19 protein-coding genes are annotated in these 25,346 nt (G+C 67.7%); 14 read left to right on the top strand and 5 right to left on the bottom strand.

Features of this window, described 5'->3' with window-relative positions; translation table 11 throughout:
* Positions 1-7: 7 nt before the first annotated feature.
* Positions 8-2,209, top strand: coding sequence for an NHLP family bacteriocin export ABC transporter peptidase/permease/ATPase subunit (locus ACWGRX_RS00990; RefSeq protein ID WP_452116057.1), 2,202 nt, complete (start codon positions 8-10; stop codon positions 2,207-2,209).
* Entirely contained in the window at positions 2,199-5,063 is a 2,865-nt protein-coding gene (locus tag ACWGRX_RS00985; RefSeq protein WP_452116056.1) for an NHLP bacteriocin export ABC transporter permease/ATPase subunit, read from the top strand. The genes ACWGRX_RS00990 and ACWGRX_RS00985 overlap by 11 nt, the downstream gene beginning before the upstream one ends.
* Positions 5,064-5,192: 129 nt before the next feature.
* On the opposite strand, the gene ACWGRX_RS00980 is transcribed toward ACWGRX_RS00985, so the two are convergent.
* Both ACWGRX_RS00980 and ACWGRX_RS00975 read right to left on the bottom strand, forming a co-directional pair.
* Positions 5,193-5,456, bottom strand: a complete 264-nt coding sequence (locus tag ACWGRX_RS00980) for a hypothetical protein (protein ID WP_291639628.1) — start codon at positions 5,454-5,456, stop codon at positions 5,193-5,195.
* A gap of 181 nt (positions 5,457-5,637) precedes the next feature.
* Positions 5,638-6,459, bottom strand: coding sequence for a MerR family transcriptional regulator (locus tag ACWGRX_RS00975; protein ID WP_452116055.1), 822 nt, complete (start codon positions 6,457-6,459; stop codon positions 5,638-5,640).
* A 255-nt stretch (positions 6,460-6,714) separates the two neighbouring features.
* Here ACWGRX_RS00975 and ACWGRX_RS00970 point away from each other — a divergent pair, with 255 nt between their 5' ends.
* Both ACWGRX_RS00970 and ACWGRX_RS00965 read left to right on the top strand, forming a co-directional pair.
* A complete protein-coding gene (locus tag ACWGRX_RS00970; RefSeq protein WP_452116054.1) occupies positions 6,715-7,995 on the top strand; it encodes a 4-aminobutyrate--2-oxoglutarate transaminase in 1,281 nt (426 codons plus the stop codon).
* A 4-nt stretch (positions 7,996-7,999) separates the two neighbouring features.
* Complete coding sequence (locus tag ACWGRX_RS00965) at positions 8,000-9,478, top strand: NAD-dependent succinate-semialdehyde dehydrogenase (protein WP_452116053.1); 1,479 nt, start codon at positions 8,000-8,002, stop codon at positions 9,476-9,478.
* Here ACWGRX_RS00965 and ACWGRX_RS00960 read toward each other — a convergent pair.
* Complete coding sequence (locus tag ACWGRX_RS00960) at positions 9,468-10,136, bottom strand: TetR/AcrR family transcriptional regulator (RefSeq protein ID WP_452116052.1); 669 nt, start codon at positions 10,134-10,136, stop codon at positions 9,468-9,470. The two genes, ACWGRX_RS00965 and ACWGRX_RS00960, sit on opposite strands and share 11 nt — an antisense overlap.
* A gap of 153 nt (positions 10,137-10,289) precedes the next feature.
* On the opposite strand from ACWGRX_RS00960, the gene ACWGRX_RS00955 reads away from it, so the two are divergent.
* The 10 genes from ACWGRX_RS00955 to ACWGRX_RS00910 all read left to right on the top strand — a co-directional run bounded on the left by ACWGRX_RS00955 (position 10,290) and on the right by ACWGRX_RS00910 (position 22,709).
* The gene (locus tag ACWGRX_RS00955) at positions 10,290-11,384 is read left to right on the top strand and encodes an ABC transporter ATP-binding protein (protein WP_452116499.1); all 1,095 of its coding nucleotides are present in this window, start codon (positions 10,290-10,292) and stop codon (positions 11,382-11,384) included.
* Positions 11,385-11,444: 60 nt separating this feature from the next.
* A complete protein-coding gene (locus ACWGRX_RS00950; protein WP_452116051.1) occupies positions 11,445-12,548 on the top strand; it encodes an ABC transporter substrate-binding protein in 1,104 nt (367 codons plus the stop codon).
* Between the two features lie 95 nt (positions 12,549-12,643).
* Positions 12,644-13,525: an ABC transporter permease gene (locus ACWGRX_RS00945; RefSeq protein WP_452116050.1), complete on the top strand. Its 882-nt coding sequence runs from the start codon at positions 12,644-12,646 to the stop codon at positions 13,523-13,525.
* A gap of 4 nt (positions 13,526-13,529) precedes the next feature.
* Positions 13,530-14,324, top strand: a complete 795-nt coding sequence (locus ACWGRX_RS00940; protein ID WP_291642437.1) for an ABC transporter permease — start codon at positions 13,530-13,532, stop codon at positions 14,322-14,324.
* A 21-nt stretch (positions 14,325-14,345) separates the two neighbouring features.
* Positions 14,346-15,944, top strand: a complete 1,599-nt coding sequence (locus ACWGRX_RS00935; RefSeq protein WP_452116049.1) for a M20/M25/M40 family metallo-hydrolase — start codon at positions 14,346-14,348, stop codon at positions 15,942-15,944.
* Between the two features lie 47 nt (positions 15,945-15,991).
* On the top strand, positions 15,992-16,999 hold the full coding sequence (locus tag ACWGRX_RS00930; RefSeq protein WP_452116048.1) for a dimethylarginine dimethylaminohydrolase family protein: 1,008 nt from the start codon (positions 15,992-15,994) through the stop codon (positions 16,997-16,999).
* Positions 17,000-17,066: 67 nt separating this feature from the next.
* The gene (locus tag ACWGRX_RS00925; RefSeq protein ID WP_452116047.1) at positions 17,067-18,608 is read left to right on the top strand and encodes an acetolactate synthase large subunit; all 1,542 of its coding nucleotides are present in this window, start codon (positions 17,067-17,069) and stop codon (positions 18,606-18,608) included.
* An 8-nt stretch (positions 18,609-18,616) separates the two neighbouring features.
* Positions 18,617-19,888 (top strand): Zn-dependent hydrolase, encoded by a 1,272-nt coding sequence (locus ACWGRX_RS00920; protein WP_452116046.1) that lies wholly within the window; start codon positions 18,617-18,619, stop codon positions 19,886-19,888.
* Positions 19,885-21,327 carry an aldehyde dehydrogenase family protein gene (locus ACWGRX_RS00915; protein ID WP_452116045.1) on the top strand — a complete coding sequence of 481 codons (1,443 nt, stop codon included), beginning with the start codon at positions 19,885-19,887 and terminating at the stop codon, positions 21,325-21,327. The genes ACWGRX_RS00920 and ACWGRX_RS00915 overlap by 4 nt, the downstream gene beginning before the upstream one ends.
* Positions 21,324-22,709: an FAD-binding oxidoreductase gene (locus ACWGRX_RS00910; protein ID WP_452116044.1), complete on the top strand. Its 1,386-nt coding sequence runs from the start codon at positions 21,324-21,326 to the stop codon at positions 22,707-22,709. Before ACWGRX_RS00915 ends, ACWGRX_RS00910 begins: the two co-directional genes overlap by 4 nt.
* Positions 22,710-22,732: 23 nt before the next feature.
* Here the strand turns inward: ACWGRX_RS00910 and ACWGRX_RS00905 are convergent, their stop codons facing one another.
* Both ACWGRX_RS00905 and ACWGRX_RS00900 read right to left on the bottom strand, forming a co-directional pair.
* A complete protein-coding gene (locus ACWGRX_RS00905; protein ID WP_452116043.1) occupies positions 22,733-23,632 on the bottom strand; it encodes a polysaccharide deacetylase family protein in 900 nt (299 codons plus the stop codon).
* Positions 23,633-24,137: 505 nt separating this feature from the next.
* On the bottom strand, positions 24,138-25,289 hold the full coding sequence (locus ACWGRX_RS00900; RefSeq protein WP_452116042.1) for a RelA/SpoT domain-containing protein: 1,152 nt from the start codon (positions 25,287-25,289) through the stop codon (positions 24,138-24,140).
* Positions 25,290-25,346 lie beyond the last annotated feature (57 nt).

The raw sequence follows: 25,346 nt of genomic DNA, 5'->3' as shown, positions 1-25,346 counted from the left end.
CCCGGCCATGACTGAGAGCGCGACCATCGCCGCGGCCGTGCCGCCCCTGCCGAATGCAGGCCGGCCCCGCCGCGTGCCGACCATGCTGCAGATGGAAGCGGTCGAGTGCGGCGCTGCTGCGCTCGGCATGGTGCTGGCCTATCACGGCCTCTGGCTGCCGCTGGAACGGCTGCGCGAGGCCTGCCAGGTGACGCGCGACGGTGCCACTGCGGCCTCGCTGCTGCGCGCCGCACGCAGCTTCGGCATGGAGGCCAAGGGCTGGCGCGTCGAGCCGGTGGCGCTGGCACAGCATCGTTTTCCGGCGATCGCCTTCTGGCAGATGAATCATTTCGTCGTGATCGAGGGCGTCTCGCGCGGACGCGTCCAGATCAACGATCCCGCCCATGGCCGGCGCAGCATCGATGCGGCCGAGTTCGACGGTGCCTTCACCGGCATCCTCTTGACCTTCGCGCCCACGCCCGCCTTCGAGCCGGCCGGCGAGCGGCCGCGCCTGCTGCGCGCGCTGCTGCCCAAGGGCGGCGAGACCCGCGCCGCGCTCGGCTTCCTCGGCATCATCGCGCTCTGCAACGTGCTGCCGCCGATCTTCGTGCCGGCCGCCGGCAAGATCTTCGCCGACAACATCATGGTCCAGCACGCGACGAGCTGGCTGCGCCCGCTGCTGGTCGCGCTGATCGGCTCGGCCCTGCTCTCGATGCTGCTGTCCTGGCTGCACGGTCTGGTGCTGGCCCGGCTGCAGCGGCGGCTCGGCACGCAATCGGCCATAGGCCTGATGGCGCATATGCTGCGGCTGCCGATCGGCTTCTTCGTGCAGCGCCATGTCGGCGACATCGCCTCGCGCATGGAGGCGGCGCGCCGCCTGTCGCACAGCGCCGTGGTCTCGATCTCCTCGGCGCTCTTCAGCATCATGGGCGCGCTGATCAGCGCCGCCATCATGATGGTCTACGACGTGCCGATGGCGCTCGCCTGCTTCGCCTTCGCGACGGCGGACATCGCGGCGATCGCCTTCATCACCCGCATCCGGGTCGAGGGTGTCAGGCGCGTGGTGGTCCAGCGCTCGCGCCTGGCCAGCGTCGCGCTCGGCGGCATCCAGTCGATCGAGACGATCAAGGCGTCGGGCGCCGAGGACGCCTTCTTCGCCCGGCTGATGGGCGCGCAGGCGCAATTGCTCAACATGATGCAGGCGCTGGAGCGTTCGACGCTCTTCCTCACCCTGGCGCCCTCGGTGATCAAGAGCCTGTCCTATGCCGCCCTGCTCGGCTGGGGCGCGCTGAAGGTGATGGATGGCGAGATGACGGTCGGCACGCTGATCGCCTTCCTCGCCGTGCTCCAGGCCTTCCACACCCCGGTCCAGTCGCTCATCGGCGCCGTCGCTGGCCTGCAGGAGCTGCGCGGCGACCTCGAGCGCGTGCAGGACACGATGCGCCATGCGCCGGCCTCCCGCCTGCAAGGCGACGCAGCGGTCTCCGAAAACTGGCCGGCGCGGCAGGCCCGGCTCTCGGGCCGGATCGATATCCGCGGACTCGGTTTCGCCTATCCCGGCCAGGCCGGGCTGATCGAGGCGCTCGACCTTTCCATCGCGCCTGGCCAATGGGTCGCGGTGGTCGGCGGCTCCGGCAGCGGCAAGTCGACCCTGGCGCGGCTGGTCGCAGGGCTGCTGCAACCGGCCGCAGGCAGCATCAGCTTCGACGGCACGGCAGCCGGCGACGTGCCACGCCGCGTACTCGCGGGCTCGCTCAGCTATGTCGAGCAGGACGTCGTGCTGTTCGAGGGCACGATCCGCGACAACATCGCGCTCTGGGACGGCTCGCTCGACGATGCCCGGATCATCGCGGCGGCGCGCGACGCCGGCGTCCACGAGGAGATCGTGCGCCGGCGCGGCCAATATGGCGCCGATGTCGCCGAAGGCGGGCTCAATTTCTCCGGCGGCCAGCGCCAGCGCCTGGAGCTCGCCCGCGCCCTCGCCACCGACCCGGCCATACTGGTCCTCGACGAGGCGACCTCGGCGCTCGACCCCGTCACCGAGGCGGAGGTCTTCGCCAATCTGCGCCGGCGCGTCGTCAGTGCGTTGGTGATATCGCATCGGCTGAGCACGGTGCGCGATTGCGACGAGATCATCGTGCTCGACCGCGGCCGGATCGTCGAACGCGGCACGCATCGGGCGCTGATCGCGGCCGCGGGCCGCTATGCGGAGCTCGTCCGTGCAGAGTGAAGTGCTCGAAAGCGCCGCGGCAGCAAGCGAGCAGGCCGCAACCCGTATCGCCTGCGAGGAGGGCTTCGCCTACCGGCTCGCCGGCGCGGGCGCCGACCTCTTCGTCGCACAGCAGGGCCAGGCCGGGAGCCTGCGCCATGTCGCGACGCTCGGCGCCGGCGCTACCGCCTTCGGCCTGGCGGGCCAGGGCGTGCACCTCGTCCTAATCCCTCAGGCCGGCACCGAGATCGAGACGATCGCCCTCCCCGATCTGGCTGGAAAGCCTGACGTCTTTGCGCGCTCCGCCGAGTCCTGGATCGCTGTGATGGCCGAACACGCACGGCATCTGGCGGAGCTTCCGGCACATGCCGGTGTTGCCGACGGCTTGGCCCCGCACCGGCTGGAGCCGGGGCTTCACAGCCTTGCGGCGGGAGACACCGCCGTGCCCGGCGGCTCGCAGGCCCTGCTCTGGTACCGGACACGGACCGGCTCCTGCGCCAATGTCTGGGGACGAAGTGGCGATCCACGGGATCTACCGGTCGCCGTGCTGCGCGGCGCACCGCTCCAGGCCGAGCGGGCAAGCGAGATCCAGGTGTTCGACAGCGCCGCGCTGGCCCGTGAAGGCTCCCTCCTCGCCGCGCTCACTGGCTTCAACGATGCACTCGGCCAGCTGCTGCAGGCCTGGTTCGACACCAGGATGGCCGCCCTCGGCCAGCATGTCGCGACGGTCGCCGACGCGGATGCAGCGGCACTATCGGCAGCGATGGCGAGGGTCGCGGGGCGAACCGCACCGCGTACGGCTCGGGAAGGCCCCGGAGCCGAACCGCCGCTCGCGGCGGCGGTTCGTGCGGTCGCCCGGGCGATGGGCGTCAGGTTGCCGGCCGATTTCGACCGCCTGCGCTCGATCGGCGAGAACGGCGACGCCCTCGCGCTCTACACCGGTAAGGCCGGTCTGAGGTCGCGCGAACTCAAGCTGCAGGAGGGCTGGTGGCGCCAGGCCGGCGAGGCGATGATCGGGCAATTGCGCGACGGCACGCCGGTCGCACTCCTGCCGGCACGCAGCGGCTGGCGGATGGTGCGCCCCGGCAGCGGCGAACGCGTCAGGGTCGACGACGGCGTCGCGGCCTCGCTGACCCCGCATGCCCATGTGCTCTATCGCGGCTTCTCCGGCAGCGAACAGCGACCCGGCCGGGCACTCGCCGCCTTCGTCTTCGCGATCGTGCGCGGGGAAATGGCGCTGATCGCGCTGGCAAGCCTCGCCGCCGGCCTGCTCGCCATGGCGACGCCGTTCCTGTCCGGCATGCTGGTGCAATCGGTCATCCCCGACGGGGTGCGCAGCGAGATTCTGCAGCTCATCCTGGTGATGGTCGCGGTCGCGTTCGGGGTGATGGGTTTCGAGCTGGTGCGCGGCCTCGCCGTGCTGCGCGTCGAATCCGTGCTCGGCTCGGCCGTCGAAGGGGCTCTGTGGAGCCGGCTGCTGCGGCTCTCGCCCGGCTTCTTCCGCCGCTACGGCGCCGGCGACCTCGCCTTGCGCGCCGATGCGGTGAACCAGATCCGCCGGACCGTCGGCGTCGCCAGCATCACGGCCCTGCTCGGCGTGCTGTTCTCCTCGGTCAATCTCGTCGTGCTGCTGAGCTACGGGCTGAAGCCAGCTCTGCTCGCGCTCGCGGTCTGCGCCGTCCAGCTCGTGATCCTCGTCGGCATGACCCTGTTCGAGCTGCAATTGCAGCGGCGCGCCCTCGCCAATGGCGGGGCGATGCAGACGCTGACCGTGCAGATCTTCCAGGGCATCTCGAAGCTGCGCGTCGCCGCCGCCGAGAACCGCTTCCTGGCGCGCTGGATGCATCTTTTCGCCGTGGACCAGACGGTGAACTTCCGGGCGAATGTGGTCGGCAGCGCGGTAGGCGCCTTCGGCGCAGGCTGGAACATCCTCGTCATGGCGGCGCTGATCGGCCTCGTCGGCCTGGGCGGCGTCAAAATGACGCTCGGCGACTACGTCACCTATTCCGGCGTCTCCGGCCAGTTCGTCTCGGCCATCCTCTCGCTCGCGGGACTGATCCCGGCGCTGGCGACGGTGCTGCCCCTGTGGGAGCGCGCCCGGCCGATCCTGGCCGAGCCGACCGAGGACGGCGCCGGCAGCATCCACCCCGGAACCCTGCATGGCGAGATCGAGGCGTCTCGCATCAGCTTCAGCTATCCCGGCGGGCAGAGCGCGCTCTCGGACGTCTCGCTGCGCATCCCGGCCGGCGCCTTCGTCGCCCTGGTCGGCCCGTCCGGCTCCGGCAAATCCTCGCTGCTGCGCCTGCTCCTCGGCTTCGAGCAGCCCGATAGCGGCGCGGTGCTGCTCGACGGCCATGATCTGCGCGATCTCGACCGCGGCGCCGTCCGGCGCCAGCTCGGCGTCGTGCTGCAGCACAGCCGCATCGAGGCCGGCAGCCTCTATCACAACATCGCCGGGACGGCGCCGCTGAGCCTGGAGACCGCCTTCGAGGCGGCAAGCCTCGCCGGGCTCGGTCCCGACATCGCGGCGATGCCGATGGGACTGCACACCTATGTCGACGACGCTGGCGCCACCCTGTCCGGCGGTCAGCGCCAGCGGCTTCTGCTCGCCCGCGCCATAGCGAGGCGGCCGCGGATCATGCTGCTCGACGAGGCGACGAGCGCGCTCGACAATGCGACGCAGGCCCATGTCATGGCAACGCTGGCGCAGATGAACGTAACCCGTGTGGTGATCGCCCATCGCTTGAGCACGGTGCGCGACGCCGACCTGATCTATGTGCTGTCGGAAGGCCGCATCGTCGAGCAGGGCGACTACGAGACGCTGGCCGCGGCCGGTGGCGTCTTCGCCGGGCTGATCCGCCGCCAGATGGCGTGACCACCGGCGATCAAGGAGCGGCTGGCCGACCGGGTACGCCAATGCAGCAGCGGCGACGCCGCTCCTTCTCGAAACATAATCGCCCGGCTCCCTGGGGAGCCGGGCGATCAAAGGACAAACTCGACCGTATCAGCGGATGGCGACGGTGACCTCCTTGGTGCCGTCGAACTTGATGAAGTGGCGCTTGCCGTCGATCACCTCGCTGCGCACGTTGCCGCCGCCGCTGCCGGCAGTCGCATGGAAGTTGGCGGGATTGCCGGTGAAGGAGGAGTGGCTCTCCTTCCAGACCCACCACTCACCGCGGCTGGGGGGAACCCACTGGCCGGCGCCGCCGGCCGCGGCCTCTAGCTCCTCATCGGTCAGGGCGATGTTGTTCAGGTCCTGCTTGGTCATCGGCTTCTTCCTCTCTCCATCCATCCGACCGTCGCGGCCGGCTCGTTCCGTGAGAGGACCTTATGCCGGCCCGCCTTACACCAACCTTACTGTTCGTCAGACCCCGCAACGCGGCTGCATTCCAGCCCGTGCCAGCGCCGGCGCCCCCCAAACCCGACGCCAGCGCGGCTGAACCTCCCGATCAGAAGCTCGACGGCGTGTTGATCCAGATCACCACGGTTTCCTGCCCGCAGGCATTGCGCCAGGCATGAGGCCTGCGGCTTTCGAAATAGAAGCTGTCCCCGGCTTCGAGGACGAAGAATTTGTCCCCGTCGAGAACGATCTCCAGGCTGCCCGTGAGGACGTGCAGGAACTCCTCGCCCTCATGCTCATAGGTGCCTTCGCTCGAAGCGCCCGGGGCGAGCTGGAAGCGATGACATTCCATCAGCGTCTGGCCGCGCGCCAGTGCCTGCACGGTCACGCCGGGCGAGGTCGGCGGCCATGTCGCCCAGGCACCGGAGCGCACCAGGGATTCGCGCTGGTCGTAATCCTCCTGCCCGCTGATCGCCGCAACCGTCGTGCCGAAATGACGGGCGAGCTCGTGCAGGGCCTTGAAGGACAGGCCGAGCGAGGTCCGCTCGAAGGTCGAGAGCACCGAGACCGGAATCGCCGTCGCCTGGGCGACATCCTCCAGCGTCTCATGCGCCGCCTGGCGCAGCCGCCGCATCTTCAGCCCGACCGGAACCTCCGGCGCTGACGCCTCCGCAGCCGCCCCCCCCGCCGGCGGCTCGGGGGCGTCCTCCCGGCGCAGGCGATCGGCGATCGCCGGCGGGTTGAGGCCCTTCTCGCGCCGCAGCCAGGCGATCTCCTGCAGCCGGTCGAGCTGCTCACGGCTGTAGAGCCGCTGTCCCGAGGCGGTCCGGATCGGCTCGATCAGCCCTTGCGCTTCCCAGAGCCGCAAGGTCGAGGCCGAGACGCCCGCCATGCGGGCCGCCTCGGTAATGCGAAATCGAACAGGCTCCACATCCGGTCCCAGGCTGCGCCGATCGTCACGGCGATCGCGCGAAAACCTAGAGCATCGGGCCGAAAAGTGGAATCCACTTTTCGGAAAAATTCGATGCTAAAACAAAGAGCTAGATCGTCGCTTCGCGTCCGATAGGACGCGCGACGGTCTAGGCAGGAAAGCGTCTCGCGGCCATCTTGTCTTCTTGCAGAAAAACTGCAAGAAAATCTTCGAAGAATTGCCGGCGCAGGCACGGCCATCCGAGGGGAGCAAGCAATGTCCAATTCCGCCATCGAAGCCCGCCGGGCTGCGGCCGTCTCGCGCGGCGTCGGCGTCGCCACGCAGATCTATGCCGACCGGGCGCAGAACGCCGAGCTCTGGGACGCCGAAGGCAAGCGCTATATCGACTTCGCTGCCGGCATCGCCGTGGTGAACACCGGCCACCGCCATCCAAGGGTGATTGCGGCGGTGCAGGCCCAGCTCGAGCGCTTCACCCACACCTGCCATCAGGTCGTGCCCTATGAGAATTATGTCGCCCTGGCCGAGCGGCTGAACGAGGCCGTGCCTGGCGACTTCGCCAAGAAGACCATCTTCGTCACCACCGGTGCCGAGGCGACCGAAAACGCGGTCAAGATAGCCCGCGCCGCCACCGGCCGCTCGGCCGTCATCGCCTTCGCCGGCGGCTTCCACGGCCGGACCTTCATGGGCATGTCGATGACCGGCAAGGTGGCGCCCTACAAGGTCGGCTTCGGCCCGATGATGCCGGAGGTCTACCACATTCCGTTCCCGGTCGAGCTGCACGGCGTCACCGCCGAGGCTTCGCTGGCCGCCCTAGACCGGCTGTTCAAGGCCGATGTCGATCCGTCGCGCGTCGCGGCGTTCATCATCGAGCCGATCCAGGGCGAAGGCGGATTCTACGAGGCGCCGCGCGCCTTCATGGCGGCCCTGCGGGCGCTGGCCGACCAGCATGGCATCCTGCTGATCGCCGACGAGGTGCAGACCGGCTTCGCCCGGACCGGCCGGATGTTCGCGATGGAGCGCGCCGGCGTGGTCGCCGACATCACCACCATGGCAAAGGGCCTCGGCGGTGGCTTCCCGATCGCAGCCGTGACCGGACGCGCCGAAATCATGGACGCCCCCGGTGTCGGCGGCCTCGGCGGAACCTATGGCGGCAACCCGATCGGCATCGCTGCGGCCCATGCCGTGCTCGACGTCATCGCCGAAGAAGGGCTCTGCGCCCGGGCCGAGCAGCTCGGCGCCCGCCTGAAGCAGCGCCTGCAGTCGCTGACGGCCGATGTGCCTGAGATCGCCGACATTCGCGGCCCCGGGTTCATGAACGCGGTCGAGTTCACCTTGCCGGGCACGAAGACCCCCGCCCCCGACTTCACCAATCGTGTCCGCGCCCGCGCGCTCGAAAAGGGCCTGATCCTGCTGAACTGCGGCGTCTACGGCAATGTCATCCGCTTCCTGTCGCCGCTGACGATCAGCGACGAGACCTTCTCCGAGGCACTCGACATCCTCGAGGACAGCCTGCGCGAATGCGCCGCGGAGGCCTGAGACGATGGCGCTCGCAGCTAGCCTCCTCGCGCGGCTCAAGGATACCTCGCTCGCCGTCGAATGCGGCTTCATCGCCGGCCGGCCCGTCGCCTCGGCGGCAACCGGACGGACTTTCGACGTTACCAACCCCTCGACAGGCGAGGTCCTGGCGACGCTGCCGGACCTGAACCGCGCCGAGGCCGCCGCCGCCATCGACGCGGCGCAGGAGGCACAGAAGGACTGGGCGGCTCGCACCGGCAAGGACCGGGCGGCGATCCTGCGCCGGCTGTTCGACCTGATCGTCGCCAATGCCGACGATCTCGCGGCGATCCTCACCGCGGAGATGGGCAAGCCGCTGGCCGAAGCTAAAGGCGAGGTCCTCTACGGTGCCTCCTATGTCGAGTGGTTCGGCGAGGAGGCCAAGCGAGTCTATGGCGACACGATCCCCGGGCACCAGCCCGACAAGCGGATCATCGTCGTCAAGCAGCCGGTCGGCGTGGTGGCGGCGATCACGCCCTGGAACTTTCCGAACGCGATGCTGGCGCGAAAGCTGGCGCCGGCCCTCGCGGCCGGCTGCGCCATGGTGGCCAAGCCGGCATCGGAAACCCCGCTCTCGGCCCTCGCCCTCGCCGTGCTCGCCGAGCGCGCCGGGCTGCCCGCCGGGCTCTTCAGCGTGCTGCCCTCGACCGATGCGATCGCCGTCGGCCGCGAGTTCTGCGAGAATCCGAAGATCCGCAAGCTGACCTTCACCGGCTCGACCAATGTCGGCAAGATTCTGATGCGGCAGGGCGCCGACCAGGTGCTCAAGCTCGGGCTCGAGCTCGGCGGCAATGCCCCCTTCATCGTCTTCGACGATGCCGATCTCGACGCTGCCGTCGAAGGTGCGATCGTCTCGAAATACCGCAATAACGGCCAGACCTGCGTCTGTGCCAACCGCCTCTATGTCCAGGCCGGAGTTTACGACGCCTTCGCGCAGAAACTCGCCGCGCGCGTCAGGCAGATCAAGGTCGGCGACGGTTTCGAGGCGGGCGCGCTCGCCGGCCCGCTCATCTCGGACAAGGCGCTGGCCAAGGTTGAGGAGCATATCGCCGACGCGACCGCGCAAGGCGCACAGGTGCTGACCGGCGGCAGGCGCGACCAGCGCGGCGGCCTCTATTTCGAGCCGACCGTGCTGACCGGCGCGACCGCCGCGATGAAGGTCGCGCGCGAGGAGACCTTCGGTCCGGTCGCCCCCCTGTTCCGCTTCGAGACCGTCGCGGAGGTGGTGGCGATGGCCAACAACACCGAGTTCGGCCTGGCCTCCTATCTCTATTCGCGCGACGTTTCGAAGATCTTCCGCGTCGCCGAGGCACTGGAATACGGCATGGTCGGCATCAACACCGGGCTGATCTCGACCGAAGTCGCGCCTTTCGGCGGCATCAAGCAGTCGGGTCTCGGTCGCGAGGGATCGAAATACGGCATCGAGGACTATCTCGAGATCAAATACCTCTGCCTTAGCGTCTAGCTGGCACGCCCGGAGCGTCCGGGCGCGCCTGTCTGGGCACGACGCCGAGAAAGATGATCAGGACATGCTTCTCGATCTCGTGCTTGAGCGCGTCGAGCGTCATGGTCTCGTCCGAGATGAAGCGGCCGAAATGATAGGTCCCGATCGCGGTGATCAGTTCGGCCAGCGCCCTGATGTCGACATCGGCATCGAGCTGGTCGCGCTCCTTGAAGGTACGCAGCATGCGCCGATAGTGGCGTTCGATCAGCCAGCCGAAGATGATCCCGGCGCGGTGGAGACGGCTGCCGGGCTGGAGATAGGGCGCGGACAGAATGACCCGCCAGCATTCCCGGCCGAGCGTGCGCATCGCCTGGTCGGCGAGCAGACGCTCGAAGCCCTGCACGGCCTCCATAGGATCGCCCGGCGGCTTCTGCACGAAGGCGCTACGCTCGGCCCAGGAGCTGTAGGCATGCCGCGCGGCCAGCGCGGTCAGGATGTTCGCCTTGTTGGTGAAGTAGTTATAGACCGTCGCCGGCGCGACCTCGGCCGCCTCGGCGATCTCCTCGATCCGCGTGCTGTCATAGCCGCTCTGCGCGAACAGGCGAGAGGCCGCGCCCAGAATGAGCCCGATGCGGTGCTGCCGGTTGCGCTCTCTCAGTCCGATCACTTTGCTGGCCAAAACGCCCTCCTGTTCCCCGCGAGCCTAGCTCAAAAAATTTTAGAGTGAGCTCTTTTTTTATAGTTGACTCTGATTTTGAGGCAGCTAAGCTCCATAAACGTTCGACCAGACAGCCAAGGTCGAAATAAATATAACAGAGGGGCTGCCTTGACAATGACGGCAACGATTCCAGGTCATGACCTGTCGATATCTGGTGTATCGAAGACATTTGGAACATTCAAAGCTGTCAAAGACGTCTCTCTGGACATCAAGGGCGGTGAATTTCTTACGATGCTAGGTCCTTCCGGTTCCGGGAAGACCACCTTGTTGATGATGATTGCGGGCTTTGTGCAGCCCGACCAAGGTAGCATCCACCTCGACAAGCAGCCGATCACGCATCTGCCGCCGGAGTCGCGCAATTTCGGCATGGTCTTTCAGGGCTATGCGCTGTTCCCGCATCTGTCGGTCTTCGACAACGTCGCCTTTCCGCTGAAAGTGCGCCGGCGCCCGCGCGCCGAGATCGAGGAAAAGGTCAAGGCGGCACTCGAGTTGGTCAAGCTGACGACCCAGAGCGAGCGCCTGCCGCGCCAGCTCTCGGGCGGGCAGCAGCAGCGCGTCGCCCTCGCTCGTGCGCTCGTCTTCACCCCTCACCTTCTCCTGCTCGACGAGCCTTTGAGCGCGCTCGACAAGAAGCTGCGCGCCGAGCTCCAGGAGGAGCTGAAGCGCCTGCACCGCAAGGTCGGCCTGAGCTTCATCTATGTCACCCATGACCAGGACGAGGCGCTGTCCATGTCTGACCGCATCGTCGTGATGAGCGACGGGCGACTGGTCGAGCAGGGCACGCCGAGCGAGCTCTATGATCGGCCCCGCACGGCCTTCGTCGCCGACTTCCTCGGCAAGAGCAATTTCGTGCGCGGCAAGGTCGAGTCCCATGTCGGGGACGGTTTCGTATTCTCCGGGGACGGCGTGCGCTTCGTGCAGAAGGCCCGCGACGCCAAGCCGGGCATCGGCTCGAAGGTCACGGTCGCGCTGCGGCCGGAAAAGCTCTCCATCGTCGCCCCCGGCACCGAAAGCGACAACCGGCTGAGCGGCGTCGTCAGGGAGTGGAACTATTTCGGTTCGGAGTTCCGCGTTCTCGTCGACACCGCGGGCTGCGGCCCGATCAGCGTCTCCTTGCCGGCCTGGACTGCCGGCAATGCTCCGGAAGTCGGGCAATCCCTCGAACTGGGCTGGAGTGCGCGGGCGGGGATGGAAGTCCAGGAGGCTTAGCGGCCGGACCTAACGACCGGAAAGCCTCATCTTCATCATCAACGAGAACAGGGGATCATGATGGAAAAGCAGAGCTTCGCGGAAGATTGCAGGGCCCTTGCGGCCGAACTCGGCAGCGGCCAGACGCGCCGCGACCTGATCCGCAGCGCGCTCGCGCTCGGCGTCGCGCCGGCAGCTCTGGCGCTTGGCGGCGGCGCCGCACGGGCCCAGAGCGGCAAAGAAGTCGTGCTGGTCAATTTCGGCGGCGTCGCGATGAAGGCCTTCGACGAGGCCTTCGTGAAGCCCTTCGCCGCCCAGGGTGGCAAGATCGTGCTCGACGGCAGCGGCGCGCTGAACGGCAAGATCCTCACCATGGTCCAGTCGCGCCATGTCACCTGGGACATTTGCGACGCCGGCATCACGACCCTCGCCGAACTCGGCCCGCACGGCGCGCTGGAGAAGATCGACTACTCGATCGTCGACAAGAAGAAGCTGGACCCCACCTTTGCCTATGACGAAGGCGTGGTGAACTACATGTTCAGCTCGGTCCTGGCCTGGGACAAGAGCAAGGTCTCGGGCGAGCCGACGCTTGCGGACTTCTTCGACACCAAGAAGTATCCGGGCCGGCGCATGATGCGCAAGGACTCGCAGGCGATGCTCGAGCTCGCCCTGATCGCCGACGGCGTGCCGAGGGACAAGCTCTACCCGCTCGACGTCAAGCGCGCCTTCGCCAAGATCGCGACGATCAAGAAGGATCTGCTGTTCTGGAACAGCGGCTCGGAAAGCCAGAGCCTGATGCGCGACGGCGAATGCGTGATGGGCCTGCTCTGGCACACCCGCGCCAACGTGCTCGCCGACGAGACGCAGGGCCGCGTCACCTACACCTTCAAGGACGGCCTGCTCCAGCCCGGCCTCTGGGTCGTGCCCAAGGGCAACCCCGCCGGCAAGGAAGCGATGCGCGCCATCGCCTCGATGCAGCAGCCTGAAGGACAGGTGAAGCTTCTGGCGGCGATGGGCAACGGTCCCTCGAACCCCGCGGCCGACGCGCTCGTGCCGGCGGAACTCAAGAAGAAGAACCCCTCCGACGCCGCCAACGCCGCGATCCAGGCCAAGATCAACGCCGAATGGTACAAGGCCAACCATTCGAAGACGTTCCAGAGCTTCCTGGACCTGATCTCCTCGTAACGGCTGCGCGTCTCGCGACGCACGACGGGTCATGCCCTCTCCAAAGGAGGGCATGACCGCGCCCGAGGGCACTTTCCCACCCGATCGGACATGTGATGACTGCTCCTGCCGACTCAGCGCGCAGCCGGGCCGGTCTCGGCCTCTTCGCGTCGCCTCAGACGCGCTACTGGCTGCTGATCGCGCCGGCTCTCCTCCTGATGGGGGTCTTCTACATCTACCCGATCGGCCGCGTGCTCTGGATGAGCGTCACCGTGCCGGGCCCGGGGCTCGACAATTACGAGCTGCTCGCCAGCAGCGCCTCGATCCAGCGCATGCTCTGGACCACGGCCCGCATCAGCGTGCTGACGACGATCTTCACGCTGCTGCTGGCCTATGTCGTCGCCTATGCGCTCGTGCACTCCTCCCCGAGAGTCCAGCGCTGGATGTTCCTCGGCGTACTCGTGCCGCTCTGGATCTCGGTGCTGGTGCGCGCCTTCGCCTGGTTCGTGCTGTTGCGCCGCGAGGGGCTGATCAATTCCGCGCTGATGGCGACGGGGGTCACCGACTCGCCGCTGAGCCTGATCTGGAACGAGACCGGCGTCATGATCGGCATGGTGCACTACATGCTTCCGCTCGGCATCCTGCCGATCTTCTCGAACATGCGCGACATCGACCAGCGCTGCATCGCCGCCGCCCGCGGCCTCGGCGCCTCGCGGTTCGAGGCCTTCCGGCGGGTGTTCCTGCCGTTGTCCCTGCCCGGCGTCGTCGGCGCCAGCATCCTGGTCTTCATCTTCTCGCTCGGCTTCTTCGTCACCCCGGCCCTGCTCGGCGGCGGCAAGACGCTGATGATCGCCGAATACATCAAGGTCCAGATCCTCGAGGTCGTGCGCTGGGGCGTCGCCAGCATGCTCGCCGCCGTGCTGCTGATCGTCATCGGCGTGCTGCTCGCGGCGCTGAGCCGGCTGGTCAATCTGCGTAAACTCTTCGGAGCGGGCTAAGCTCATGACCGGCAACGGCTTCGGCAACATCTCGATCATGACGCGTTCGTTCGCGTGGCTGATCATCTGCTTCCTCGTCCTCCCGATCACCGTGGTCTTCGCGGTTTCGGTGACCGACCGGCACTATCTCTCGCTGCCGGAATCGGAGGTCTCCTTCCAGTATTACCGGAACCTGTTCAGCAGCGGCCCCTGGCTCGTCAGCATCCTGCAGAGCTTCATCATCGCCTGCGTCTCGACGGCGGTCGCCGTCGTCGCCGGCACGCTCTGCGCCATCGGCTGCTGGCGCCTCGGCAACCGGGCCAGCGATTTCGTCCGCATGCTGATGCTGGTGCCGATCATGGTGCCGACCATCGTCTACGCGCTCGGCATCTACCAGTTCTGGATCGATCTGCGCCTGCTCGACACCTATACCGGCCTGATCATCGCCCATGCCGTCACCGGCGTCCCCTATGTGGTGATCACGGTCTCGACCGCGCTCGCCGGTTTCGACCCGCGCCTCGAGCAGGCCTCGCTCAGCCTCGGCGCCAGCATGGGCCAGACGCTGCGCCTGGTGATCATCCCGAACATCATGCCCGGCGTCGTCTCCGGTCTGATCTTCGCCTTCATCCATAGCTGGGACGAGCTCGTCCTCGCCCTCTTCATCGCCGGTCGCGCCGTCTTCACCCTGCCGCGCCGCATGTGGGACGGCATCAACGAGGCGCTCGATCCGACCATGGCCGCCGTCGCGGCGGTCCTCATCGCCGTCACCGTCAGCCTTCTGTGCGCGGACGCCTATGTGCGCTCGCGGCGCGCGAACTGAACCATCCGAAAAGGCAGAACCATGTCTGACATCAGCGATTTTGGCGCCGACAAGCAGAGCGCGCTCGCCTGGCTGGAAGAGAACGCTGAGCGTCTCTCGGCCGACCATATGACGATCTGGGACCTGCACGAGCCGTCCTGGCGCGAGTACCGCTCCGCCGCCTGGTATGTCGAGCGGCTGCGCGCCGAGGGCTTCACCGTCGAGGAAGGTTCGGGCGGCATGCCGACGGCGTTCTGCGCCGAATGGTCGAATGGCGAGGGCCCGACCATCGGCGGCTATGCCGAATACGACGCCGTGCCCGGCACCTCGCAGGAGGCCGTGCCCTTCCGCAAGCCGCGCGAGGGCGTCAGCCGCCACGCCGCCGGCCATACTGATCCGCATTCGGCGCTCGGGATCGGCGCGTTCGCCGGCTTCCTCGCCGCCAAGCACGCCATGCAGAAGCACGGCATCAAGGGCCGCATCAAGTTCTTCGGCGAGCCGGCCGAGAAGATGTGCGGCTCCAAGCCGGTGCACGCGGCAAAGGGCTACTACAACGATCTCGACGCCGCGATCAGCTTCCACCCGCACTCGTTCCCGGCGCTGGCCAACAGCTGCTTCTGGGACACCCACAGCGCCCCCTATTGGAGCCGCGTCTACACCTTCGAGTGCCCGAACCCGGAGACTTGGCAGCAGACCGGCGCCTTCGCCGGCGTGGCCCACAGCCACTCGACCGCGCGCGCACCCGGCGCAATCGACGCGGTCTGCCTGATGTACACTTCGTCCAAGTACATGAAGGAGTCGATGCTGCCGCATCACGGCAGCTGGACGCTCAACGAACACATTATCCAGGCGGGCTATGCCGCCGCCGACAATCTCGCCCCCGGCCTCGCCCAGATCCAGTATTCGCTGCGCGCCCCGACGCTCGACATGTGCGAGCGTGTCTTCGCGGTGCTCGACCGCAATGCCGAGCATTGCGCCGCGATGAGCCACTGCACGGTCACGCCGGCCTGGATCACCCGTACCCGCGCCGGCCTGCCGAACCATGCGATGGCGCAGGCAGCCTGGCGGAATTTTTCCGCGATCGGCGCGCCGCAATGGGGCGAGGAAGCGCGCAACTTCGGCCGCGAGATCCAACGCAATCTCGGCCTGGAGCCGATGGACGACCCGTTCATGCCGGAGATCCAGCGCCTGACGGCGCCCTGGGAGGGCGAGGAGGCGTTCCGCGCGCAATTGCCGTCCTGGCAGAAGAACCTCGCTGCCGACGACTATGTCGACTACACATGGCATGCGCCGACGGTGCGGCTCTATGTCGGCCGCCCGACCCTCAAGGCCCCGCCCGGCTACCGCTATCCGGAATGGACCCGCTACGCCATGGGCGGCATGCCGGCCTGCATCGACCCGATGTGGAGCACCGCGGCCAAGGTCATCGCCACCACCATCGTCGACCTCCTGACCGACGGCGCCAGCCTCGCCGCGGCGCAGGCGGAGTTCAAGGAGCGCACCGGCGGCGGCATCGGCGGCGAGAAGTGGGTCGCGCCGCTGCTGCCGGCCGATTTCGAGGCGCCCGTCAATTATCGCTGGCCGGAATACGTCACCACCGCCCGTGGCGACGAATGGACCATTCCGACCGCTGCCGGCTGAGCCCCAGCTGCGAGAGATCAGTTCAGCGTCGGATTCAGGAGAAGACCATGTCGATCATTTCGGAACACGAATACCGCTACAACATGCTCATCAAGACCTTCGCCTCACGGGCCGAGCCGGCCTTCGAGGCCGAGTCCGAGCAGGTCGAGGTCTGGGGGCGGCGCTGGGGCTGCAACAACGATGTCGGCCAGATCCGCAAGGTGCTGATGCACCGGCCCGGCCCTGAGCTGAACATCGTCGACCCCGCCAAGCGCATCCCCGACATCGGCGCCTTCGGCGATCCCGAGCAGGGCTGGTACTGGCGCGGCGACACGATCCCGGATCTTCCGGCCCAGCAGGCCCAGCATGACAACCTCGTCGCCGCGCTGCGCGAGGAAGGGGCCGAGGTCGTTTTCCTCGACGAATGCGCGCCGGGCAAGATGAAGTCCGTCTACACCCGCGACAGCGTCATCGCCATCGATGGCGGCGCCATCGTCACCCGTCTCGGCCCGCCGATCCGCCGCGGCGAGGAGCTGCCGGTCACGCGCACCCTCGCCAAGCTCGGCATGCCGATCCTGCGGACCATCGGCGGCACCGGCCTGATGGAAGGCGGCAGCTTCGCCTTCATCACGCCGAAGGTCGCGGTCATTGGCCTGTCGAGCCGCGTCAACGAGGAAGGCGCGCGCCAGCTCGAGGAAGTGCTGCGTGTCCACGGGGTCGAATTGCTGCGGGTCGAGCTCACCGGCTATCGCCTGCACATCGACGGCATGTTCGTGATGATCGACGCCGAGACGGCGTTCGTGAACCCGACGCTGCTGCCCTTCTGGTTCCTCGAGCGGCTGAAGCAGCTCGGCATCCGCCAGATCGAGGTCTGCCCGGATGACGGCAACTGGGTCATCAACTGCCTCGCCGTGCGCCCGGGCCGGGTGATCATGGCCGGCGGCCTCTCCGAGCGCTCGCAGGCGAAGTTCGACAAGGCGGGCATCTCCGTGCGCGTCGTCGAATACGACAAGGTCGCGCTCGGCGGCGGCGGTATCCACTGCTCGACCTCGCCGCTGATTCGCGATCCGCTCTGATCACTCGGGGCCGGGCTCTCGCCCGGCCCCTCCATTCCTCCGGCAGGACAAGGCGGGAGTACAGGATATGAACGGCGCGGAAAGCCTGGTCAGGACGCTGATCGCCAGCGGGATCGATACGTGTTTCGCCAATCCGGGCACGTCTGAAATGCATTTCGTCGCGGCGCTCGACCGTGTCCCCGGCATGCGCTGCGTGCTCGGGCTGTTCGAGGGCGTCGTCTCGGGCGCTGCCGACGGCTATGCCCGCATGGCCGACAAGCCGGCCGCGACCCTGCTGCATCTCGGCCCCGGCCTCGGCAACGCGCTCGCAAATCTCCACAACGCCCGCAAGGCCAATACGCCGATCGTCAACATCGTCGGCGACCATGCCACGCACCACGCCGTCTACGACGCGCCCCTGACCTCCGATGTCGAAGGCGTCGCCCGGCCGATGTCGGATTGGGTCCGGACCTCGAAGGATGCCCGCGCGGTCGCCCGCGACGGCGCCGAGGCGGTTGCAGCGGCGCTCTCCGGCGCTGGCGGGGTCGCGACCCTGATCCTGCCGGCTGACACCGCCTGGAACGAGTCCGACGGCCCGGCGCCGCGCCTGGCCTTGCCGACGCGCCCGAAAGTCTCGGACGAGGCGCTGAAGGAGGCCGCTGCCGCCCTGCGCTCCGGCGAGCCGACGCTGCTGCTGGTCGGCGGCCGCGCCCTACGTGCCCGGCCGCTGGAACTGGCGAGCCGGATTGCGCAGACACATGGCGCACGCCTGATGGCGCCGACCTCCAATGCCCGCATAGCGCGCGGCGCCGGGCGCGTCGCGCTCGAACGCGTCTTCTACCCGGTGACCGACGCGCTCGCGCAGCTCGGCGAGGTGCGCCGCGTCATCCTGGTCGGCGCCCAGGAGCCGGTGGCCTTCTTCGCCTATCCCGGCAAGCCGAGCCTCGTGCTGCCGCCGGAGTGCTCCGTCCATCGGCTCGCAGCGCCGCAGGACGACCTCGAGGATGCGCTCGAGCGGCTCGCCGACCTGATCGGCGCCGGCGCGCCGCCGGTCCTGCAGGCGTCGGCCCGCCCGGCGCTGCCGACCGGCGCGCTGAGCGCCGAGGCCGCCGCCGCCGTCGTCGGCGCCCTGCTGCCGGAGGATGCGATCCTCATCGACGAGAGCATCAATGCGGCGGGCTTCTGCTACCGGCACACGGCCGGCGCTCCCGCGCATGACTGGCTGCAGCTCACCGGCGGCTCGATCGGCATCGGCCTGCCGCTGGCGACCGGCGCCGCCGTCGCCTGCCCCGAGCGGCGCACGGTCGCGCTGCAAGCCGATGGCAGCGGCATGTACACCTTGCAGGCCCTGTGGACGCAGGCGCGCGAGAATCTCAACGTCACCAACATCATCTTCGCCAACCGGGCCTATCAGAGCCTCGAGACCGAGCTGTTCAATGTCGGCGCGCTGAACCCAGGCCGGACGGCGCTCGACATGCTCGACCTGCGCCGCCCCGATCTCGACTGGGTCAAGCTCGCCGGCGGCATGGGCGTGGAAGCCGCCCGCGCTGACAGCGTCGAGCGCCTGATCGAGCTGGTCGGGACGAGCTTTAGCCAGCCCGGCCCGTTCCTGATCGAAGTCCCCTGCTGAGAGACGTGATGACCAAGCGCGCGAACAATCTGAGCATCGATGCGAAGCGGCTCTGGAGCGATCTCATGGAGACCGCCCAGATCGGCGGCACGGCCAAGGGCGGCATCCGGCGCCTGACGCTGGGCGAGGAGGATCGCCGCGTCCGTGACTGGTTCCGGGCCGAATGCGAGAGCCTCGGCTGCAGTGTGCATGTCGACGAGGTCGGCAACATGTTCGCGATCAGGCCCGGCCGGAACAACGCGCTGCCGCCGATCGCGATGGGCAGCCATCTCGACACCCAGCCGACCGGCGGCAAGTTCGACGGCGTGCTCGGGGTCCTCGCCGGGCTCGAATGCCTGCGCACCATGCATGCGGCCGATTACGAAACCCATGCGCCGGTCATGCTGGTCAACTGGACCAATGAGGAAGGCTCGCGCTTCGCCCCCGCCATGCTCGGCTCCGGCGTCCATGCCGGCGTGTTCGACCGGACCTATGCCGATACGCGCAAGGACGGCGACGGCGTGAGCTTCGCCGAGGCGATCGAGGCGATCTCCTATCGCGGCGAGGTTGCGATCGGGGCGACGCCTATCGGCGCCATGTTCGAGCTCCATATCGAGCAGGGACCGATCCTCGAGGCCGAGGGCGACACGATCGGCGTCGTCACCGGCGTCCAGGGCATGCGCTGGTACGATGTCGAGATCACCGGCCGCGAGTCGCATGCCGGCTCGACTCCGATGCGGTTGCGCCAGGACGCCCTCCCCGCCGCGGCCGCGCTGGTGCTGGCCGTGCAGGCTGCGGCGCGCGCCTGCCCCGGCGCCGTCGCCACCGTCGGAACGATCGCGGTCCATCCCGGCTCCCGCAACGTCATCCCGGGTGCAGCCTCCCTCTCGATCGACCTGCGCCATCCCGATTCCGGCGCGCTCGAGCGGACCGAGAAAGCAATCGAACAGGCCCTGGCGGCAATCTGTGCCGAACACGGCGTCACCGGCACGCTGACGCGGATCTGGGATTCGCCGCCGGTGCCCTTCGATCCCCGTTGCATCGCCTCGGTGCGCCAGGCTGCCGGCAATCTCGGCTACCGCATGCGCGACATCGTCTCGGGCGCCGGCCACGACGCCGCCTACATCGCCCGCATCGCGCCGACGGCGATGATCTTCGTGCCCTGCGCCGGAGGCCTCAGCCATAACGAGGCGGAGGACGCCTCCTTCGACGATTGCGGCGCCGGCGCGCAGGTTCTGCTCCAGGCCGTGCTCGACTACGACCGCCGGCTCGCCGAGGCTCCACAAGGAGAGGCCCCGTGAAATCCCATCGCGAGTTCTATATCGGCGGCCGCTGGGTAGCCGCGTCCGGCGCCACCATGCTGCCGGTCATCGATCCCGCGACCGAAACGCCCTTCGCCGAGATCGCGCTGGCCAGCGCCGCCGATGTCGATGCCGCCGTCGCCGCGGCGCGGGGAGCCTTCGACGGCTATGCGCTCACCAGCCGCCGGGAACGCATCGAGCTGCTCGAAGCGCTGATCGAGGAATACCGCAAGCGCCATGACGAGATGGCCGAGGCGATCTCGCAGGAAATGGGCGCGCCGATCGAACTGGCGCGCCGGGCCCAGGCCGCGGCCGGTCTCGACCATCTGCAGCAGGCCCTGGCGGTGCTGCGCGACTACCGCTTCGACCACTTCATCAACGATGCCCTGATCACGCGCGAGCCGGTCGGCGTCTGCGGCTTCATCACGCCCTGGAACTGGCCGATGAACCAGATCGCCTGCAAGGTCGGCCCGGCGCTGGCGACCGGCTGCACCATGGTGCTGAAGCCGAGCGAGGTCGCGCCGATCTCGGCGCTGCTCTTCAGCGAGATGGTCCATGCCGCCGGCATCCCGGCCGGCGTCTACAACATGATCAATGGCGACGGGCCTGGCGCCGGCGAGGCGCTGGCGCGGCATCCCGACATCGACATGGTCTCCTTCACCGGTTCGACCCGGGCCGGCGTCCTCGTCGCCAAGGCGGCGGCGGACACCGTCAAGCGCGTCCATCAGGAACTCGGCGGCAAGTCGCCGAACATTCTGCTCGACGATGCCGATTTCGACAGCGCGGTCCCGCGCAGCGTCCGCAGCTGCTTCGGCAACAGCGGCCAGTCCTGCAACGCGCCGACGCGCCTGCTCGTGCCGCGCGCCCGCCATGACGAGGTGGTCGCGCTCGCCCGCAAGGCGGCCGAGGCGGTGCATGTCGGCGCGCCCCACGCCGCCGGCACGACCATGGGGCCCGTGGTCAGCGCGATCCAGTTCGAGCGCATCCAGAAGCTGATCGGCATCGCGATCGCGGAAGGCGCGACGCTCGTCACCGGCGGCCCCGGCCGGCCGGACGGGCTGGAGCGCGGCTACTATGTCCGCCCGACCATCTTCGCCGACGTGAACAATGAGATGACGATCGCGCGCGAGGAGGTCTTCGGTCCCGTCCTGGCGATCATCCCCTACGATTCCGAGGAGGAGGCGATCGCCATCGCCAACGACACGCCCTACGGGCTGTCGAGCTACATCACCTCCGGCGACCGTGAGCGCGCCCGCCGCATCGCCCGCCGGATGCGGGCCGGCATGGTCCATCTCAACGGCGCGCCGCTCGACAGCGCCGTGCCCTTCGGCGGCTACAAACAGTCCGGCAACGGGCGCGAATGCGGCGTCTTCGGCTTCGAGGACTTCCTCGAGGTCAAGGCGGTCTTCGGCCATGGCCGCGAGGGCGTCGCGGCGTGAGCCTGCCCCCGGATGCGCTGGCGGCCCTCACCGCCGCCCTCGGCGCGGAGCAAATCCGCCTCGGCGAGGCCGTACCCGCGCGCAACCGCGCCGACAGCGCCGGAATGCCGCCTTGCGCACCGGCGGCGCTGCTTTTGCCGCGCAGCACGGCCGAGGTCTCGGCGGCTCTGGCAATCTGCCACCGCTTCCGCCTGCCGGTCGTGGTCCAGGGCGGCCTGACCGGGCTCGCCGGTGGCGCGCATCCGGTCGAAGGCGAGATCGCGCTCTCCCTCGAACGCATGAACGGCATCGAGGAGCTCGACCCGCTCGGCCGGACGATGACCGCCCTCGCCGGCACGCCGCTCGAGGCGATCCAGCAACGGGCGGCCGAGGCAGGCCTGCTCTACGGCGTCGATCTCGGCGCGCGCGGCAGCTGCACCATCGGCGGCAATGTCGCGACCAATGCCGGCGGCGTGCAGGTCCTGCGCTACGGCATGACACGCCGCAACGTGCTCGGCCTCGAGGCGGTGCTGCCGGATGGGCGGATCGTCAGCTCGCTCGTCAAGGTGATCAAGAACAACGCCGGCTACGACTGGACCCAGCTCCTGATCGGCAGCGAAGGCACGCTCGGCATCGTCACGCGCGTCCTGCTGGCGCTGCAGCCGGCGGTGCCGAGCCATCACACCGCGCTGTGCTCCGTCGCGGGCGTCGCTGAGGCCCTGCAGGTCCTCGACCGGCTCGAGGCGAAGCTGCCGGGCGGCCTCCTCGCCTTCGAGGCGATGTGGCGCGACTATCTTGCCGCCGCGAAAACCCATGCGGCGCTGCCGCCGCCCTTCACATCAGGCCCAGCGCTCACTTTGCTGGTCGAGGCGGCGCTTCCCACCGGCGAAGCCTATGCGGATCTCTTCCTGGAGGCTCTCGGCGCGCTCGCCGAGGAAGGGCTGCTCGACGATGTGCTCGTCGCGCAATCGAGTCGTGAGCGGGCACGCTTCTGGAGCTATCGCGAGGCGAGCTCGGAATTCTACCGGAATCTGTCGACGGGTCTGCATTTCGACATCAGTGTGCCGCTCGCGGCGATGGTGCAGGGCGTCGATCTCCTGCATGCCCGGATTGCGCAAAGCAGGCCCGATGCGACCCTGATCCTGTTCGGCCACCTCGCCGACAGTAATCTGCATCTGTCGATCCATCCGCCCGAAGGAGCAGGCTTCGAGGGATTGGCCGAACTGGTGTACGGCACGGTTCGGGACGTCGAGGGCAGCATATCGGCCGAACACGGCGTCGGCGTGCTCAAGCGCCCCTATCTCGGCTATAGCCGCTCCGATTCCGAGCTCGCTTTGATGCGAACGCTGAAATGCGCGCTCGACCCGGCGGGAATCCTGAACCGCGGCCGCATCCTGGCCTGACCTCGCGGCCGCCGCTCCCGATCTCAGGAGAGTTCCCTGTCCTGCAGGGGCTCGGGCCAGAACGGGACCTGATCGCGCCGTGGCTGCCAGATACCCCGTTCGGCGAGGCCGCGGACATGGGCGGTGATCTCGGCAAGGGTAGCGAACCAGACGCCGCCCTTCTCCTGCATGTATTCGATCAGCCCGGCGAAGGCGTCGGCACGCGACGGCCGGCCCGAGACGAAGGGATGCCAGACGGCGTTCCACAGGCCACCATGGCGCCAGGCGGCGTCGAACTCGGCCCGGAAGACCTCCATCGCCCGCTCCGGCGAGGCGATCGGCAGCATGTAGCCGAACTCCTTGATGCAGACATATTGCGTCCAGTCGTCGAGCGACATGTCGGTGGGCAGCTCGACGAGGTCGCCGCGGCCGTTGCCGATCAGATAGGGCTGGTCGTCGCCCATGAGCGAGCTGTCATAGCGGAAACCGCTTTCCTGCAGCAGCTCCAGCGTGTGCCGGGAAAAGGCGTAGGCCGGCGCGCGATAGCCGGCCGGTCTTTGCCCGCTCAGCCGCTTCAGGGCCTCGATCCCGCGCCCGAGGCTGTCCGCCTCCTCGTCGCGGCTCTGCGCATTCGGCCGCTTGTGGAGATAGCCGTGATGGCCGAGCTCGTGGCCGGCCGCGAGGATCTGCTCGACGCTTTCCGGATAGGCCTCGACGCACCAGCCCGGGATGAAGAAGGTCTGCCTCAGATCGAAACGGCGGAATATCTCCAGAAGCCGCGGCACGGCGACCTGCGGCTCGTAGCGCAGCATCGAGGCCAATGCGACCCGCTCCGGCGCCTGCTCACGGAAATTGACGTGGAGCAGGGCCTCCGCATCCATGTCGAAGGTGAAGGCGACCGCGCAGCGGGCCTTGTTCGGCCAGGGGATCGGGTTGCTGATCATCGGAGAGGGGGCCCTGGCTGCAATTCACTGTCTTCCGCGCTCGGGATTCTGCTGCGATTGCGACGGCCGGAGAACTCCTGATCGGAGCGCTCAACGCCGTTCCGGAAGCACCGGGTCAGGCGCCGTGCGACGCTCCCCCGCTAAGCCCGGCTCATTGATGATGCGTAATGGCATGCACGGCATCTCCTGGCGACCCGGGCAGGCTAGAGCATCGGACCGAGAAGTGGAATCCACTTTTCGGAAAACTCCGATGCGATAACAATGAGATAGATCACCGTGACCGCGTCCGATGGAAGGCTCGGCGATCTAGCGGCCAGCTTATCGTGGCAGGTCGAGCGCATGATCCCCATCAGCCGGCATCCTTCTGCGACGGAGATGTCGCGGCGGCGGTGACGACGGACCCAAGTCGCGCTTCTGGGCCGAGGTCGGTCATTCTTCGAAAGCCCAGCTTCCCGGTCAATTGCTGGCCATCGCCATGTCCGCCTCAAGAGGCGCACTCCATAGCTCATGCGCCGCTTGGCTTGTCGAAGCGAGGGCGTCTTAGCCAAGCAGGATCGACCATCTCGCGAGGCCGAGGAGGGGCGAGGGCTTGCTTCGGAAGGTTGTATGTCGCCACTCCACGGCCCTGACAGATGTGTCCGAGCTGCTCACGGAAAACCCGGACGTCGCCGAAATAGTTTGGGAACGCCTTCTTCAAGTCCTTGAGCTGCCCCAGGCTGACCAAGACGGTATCGCTAGATGGATCTTCATCATCGATGCTGTCTACAGCCAGTCGGCGTTCGATATCCCCGTAAACCCGGGTGCTGGCAGGCGCCTCAGTGAACGCCTCGACATCGACGCGCTTGGCCGCATGGTCGTATCGGAGGAGAAGGTGCTTTGCGTAGCGATCGAACACGAAACGGTCGATGATCTGAAATCCATGGGCGAGATTATCCAGCTTAGCTCGAGCTCCAATCTGCCGATCGAGCTCGATGATCAGGCTGCGGCGCTCGCCTCCACTCGGTGCACCACGAACTGGAGCGCAGCCCTCGCTTTCTGCGAATTCACAGGACATCAGCATTAGGAGGCGGCGCCATGCCTCACTCCCTTCACCGCCCTTGATGTTCACTCTCAGATAAAGGCCGAGCGCTTCTACGGCGGTGGCCCAAGCGTGCTGAAGGTGGGTGCGTACCTGGAGCTCGATTCTCAACCCCCGCTGCCCTGGGAAACGCAGATCATCGTGATTGAGCAGCAGATGAAGAGAGCGGTATCCATCCTTCTTTGGCCGGAGGATGTAGTCATCGGTCTCGCGGAGCTGGTGGCGATCGGACTGTTGAAGTCGGTCACTGAAGCGTTTCACGTCGTCGATGGTTGGGAGGATGACCCGGCATCCGCCCAAGTCCTGGAGTTCGGAGAGCTTGTAGCTCAGCCTCCGCAGCTTCCTCCTGATCGCCGGCATGCGCTTAAGACGCGCGGCTGTGACACCGCCTGTTTGTAGCGCGCGATTGGCGGCTGCGAGCTGAGCTCGGATCTGCCTGATCGCATCAAGATGCCGTTCGCGCCATCCATTGGCGATCGTGAAGGCCTCGACAACTTCCGGCGCTCGAAAACTATCGCGAGGTATCACGCTCTTCAGCAGGTCCCCGGCAGCGTCGACACGTTCCTTCTCCAACGACATACGACTCCCGTAACGGTGCTGAAGCCCCAGGGGCGATCGAACTCAGTTTGGGGGTGG

This window comes from Allobosea sp. NPDC055594, assembly GCF_053618995.1.
The sequence above is the reverse complement of the archived record's forward strand: the minus strand, read 5'-3'. Positions and strand labels throughout refer to the sequence as shown.

Excerpts from the sequence above, each read along its gene's own strand:
- ACWGRX_RS00990 (WP_452116057.1), top strand. The coding sequence starts at position 8 with ATGACTGAGAGCGCGACCATCGCCGCGGCCGTGCCGCCCCTGCCGAAT.
- ACWGRX_RS00980 (WP_291639628.1), bottom strand. The coding sequence starts at position 5,456 with ATGACCAAGCAGGACCTGAACAACATCGCCCTGACCGATGAGGAGCTA.
- ACWGRX_RS00970 (WP_452116054.1), top strand. The coding sequence starts at position 6,715 with ATGTCCAATTCCGCCATCGAAGCCCGCCGGGCTGCGGCCGTCTCGCGC.
- ACWGRX_RS00965 (WP_452116053.1), top strand. The coding sequence starts at position 8,000 with ATGGCGCTCGCAGCTAGCCTCCTCGCGCGGCTCAAGGATACCTCGCTC.
- ACWGRX_RS00955 (WP_452116499.1), top strand. The coding sequence starts at position 10,290 with ATGACGGCAACGATTCCAGGTCATGACCTGTCGATATCTGGTGTATCG.
- ACWGRX_RS00950 (WP_452116051.1), top strand. The coding sequence starts at position 11,445 with ATGGAAAAGCAGAGCTTCGCGGAAGATTGCAGGGCCCTTGCGGCCGAA.
- ACWGRX_RS00945 (WP_452116050.1), top strand. The coding sequence starts at position 12,644 with ATGACTGCTCCTGCCGACTCAGCGCGCAGCCGGGCCGGTCTCGGCCTC.
- ACWGRX_RS00940 (WP_291642437.1), top strand. The coding sequence starts at position 13,530 with ATGACCGGCAACGGCTTCGGCAACATCTCGATCATGACGCGTTCGTTC.
- ACWGRX_RS00935 (WP_452116049.1), top strand. The coding sequence starts at position 14,346 with ATGTCTGACATCAGCGATTTTGGCGCCGACAAGCAGAGCGCGCTCGCC.
- ACWGRX_RS00930 (WP_452116048.1), top strand. The coding sequence starts at position 15,992 with ATGTCGATCATTTCGGAACACGAATACCGCTACAACATGCTCATCAAG.
- ACWGRX_RS00925 (WP_452116047.1), top strand. The coding sequence starts at position 17,067 with ATGAACGGCGCGGAAAGCCTGGTCAGGACGCTGATCGCCAGCGGGATC.
- ACWGRX_RS00920 (WP_452116046.1), top strand. The coding sequence starts at position 18,617 with ATGACCAAGCGCGCGAACAATCTGAGCATCGATGCGAAGCGGCTCTGG.
- ACWGRX_RS00905 (WP_452116043.1), bottom strand. The coding sequence starts at position 23,632 with ATGATCAGCAACCCGATCCCCTGGCCGAACAAGGCCCGCTGCGCGGTC.
- ACWGRX_RS00900 (WP_452116042.1), bottom strand. The coding sequence starts at position 25,289 with ATGTCGTTGGAGAAGGAACGTGTCGACGCTGCCGGGGACCTGCTGAAG.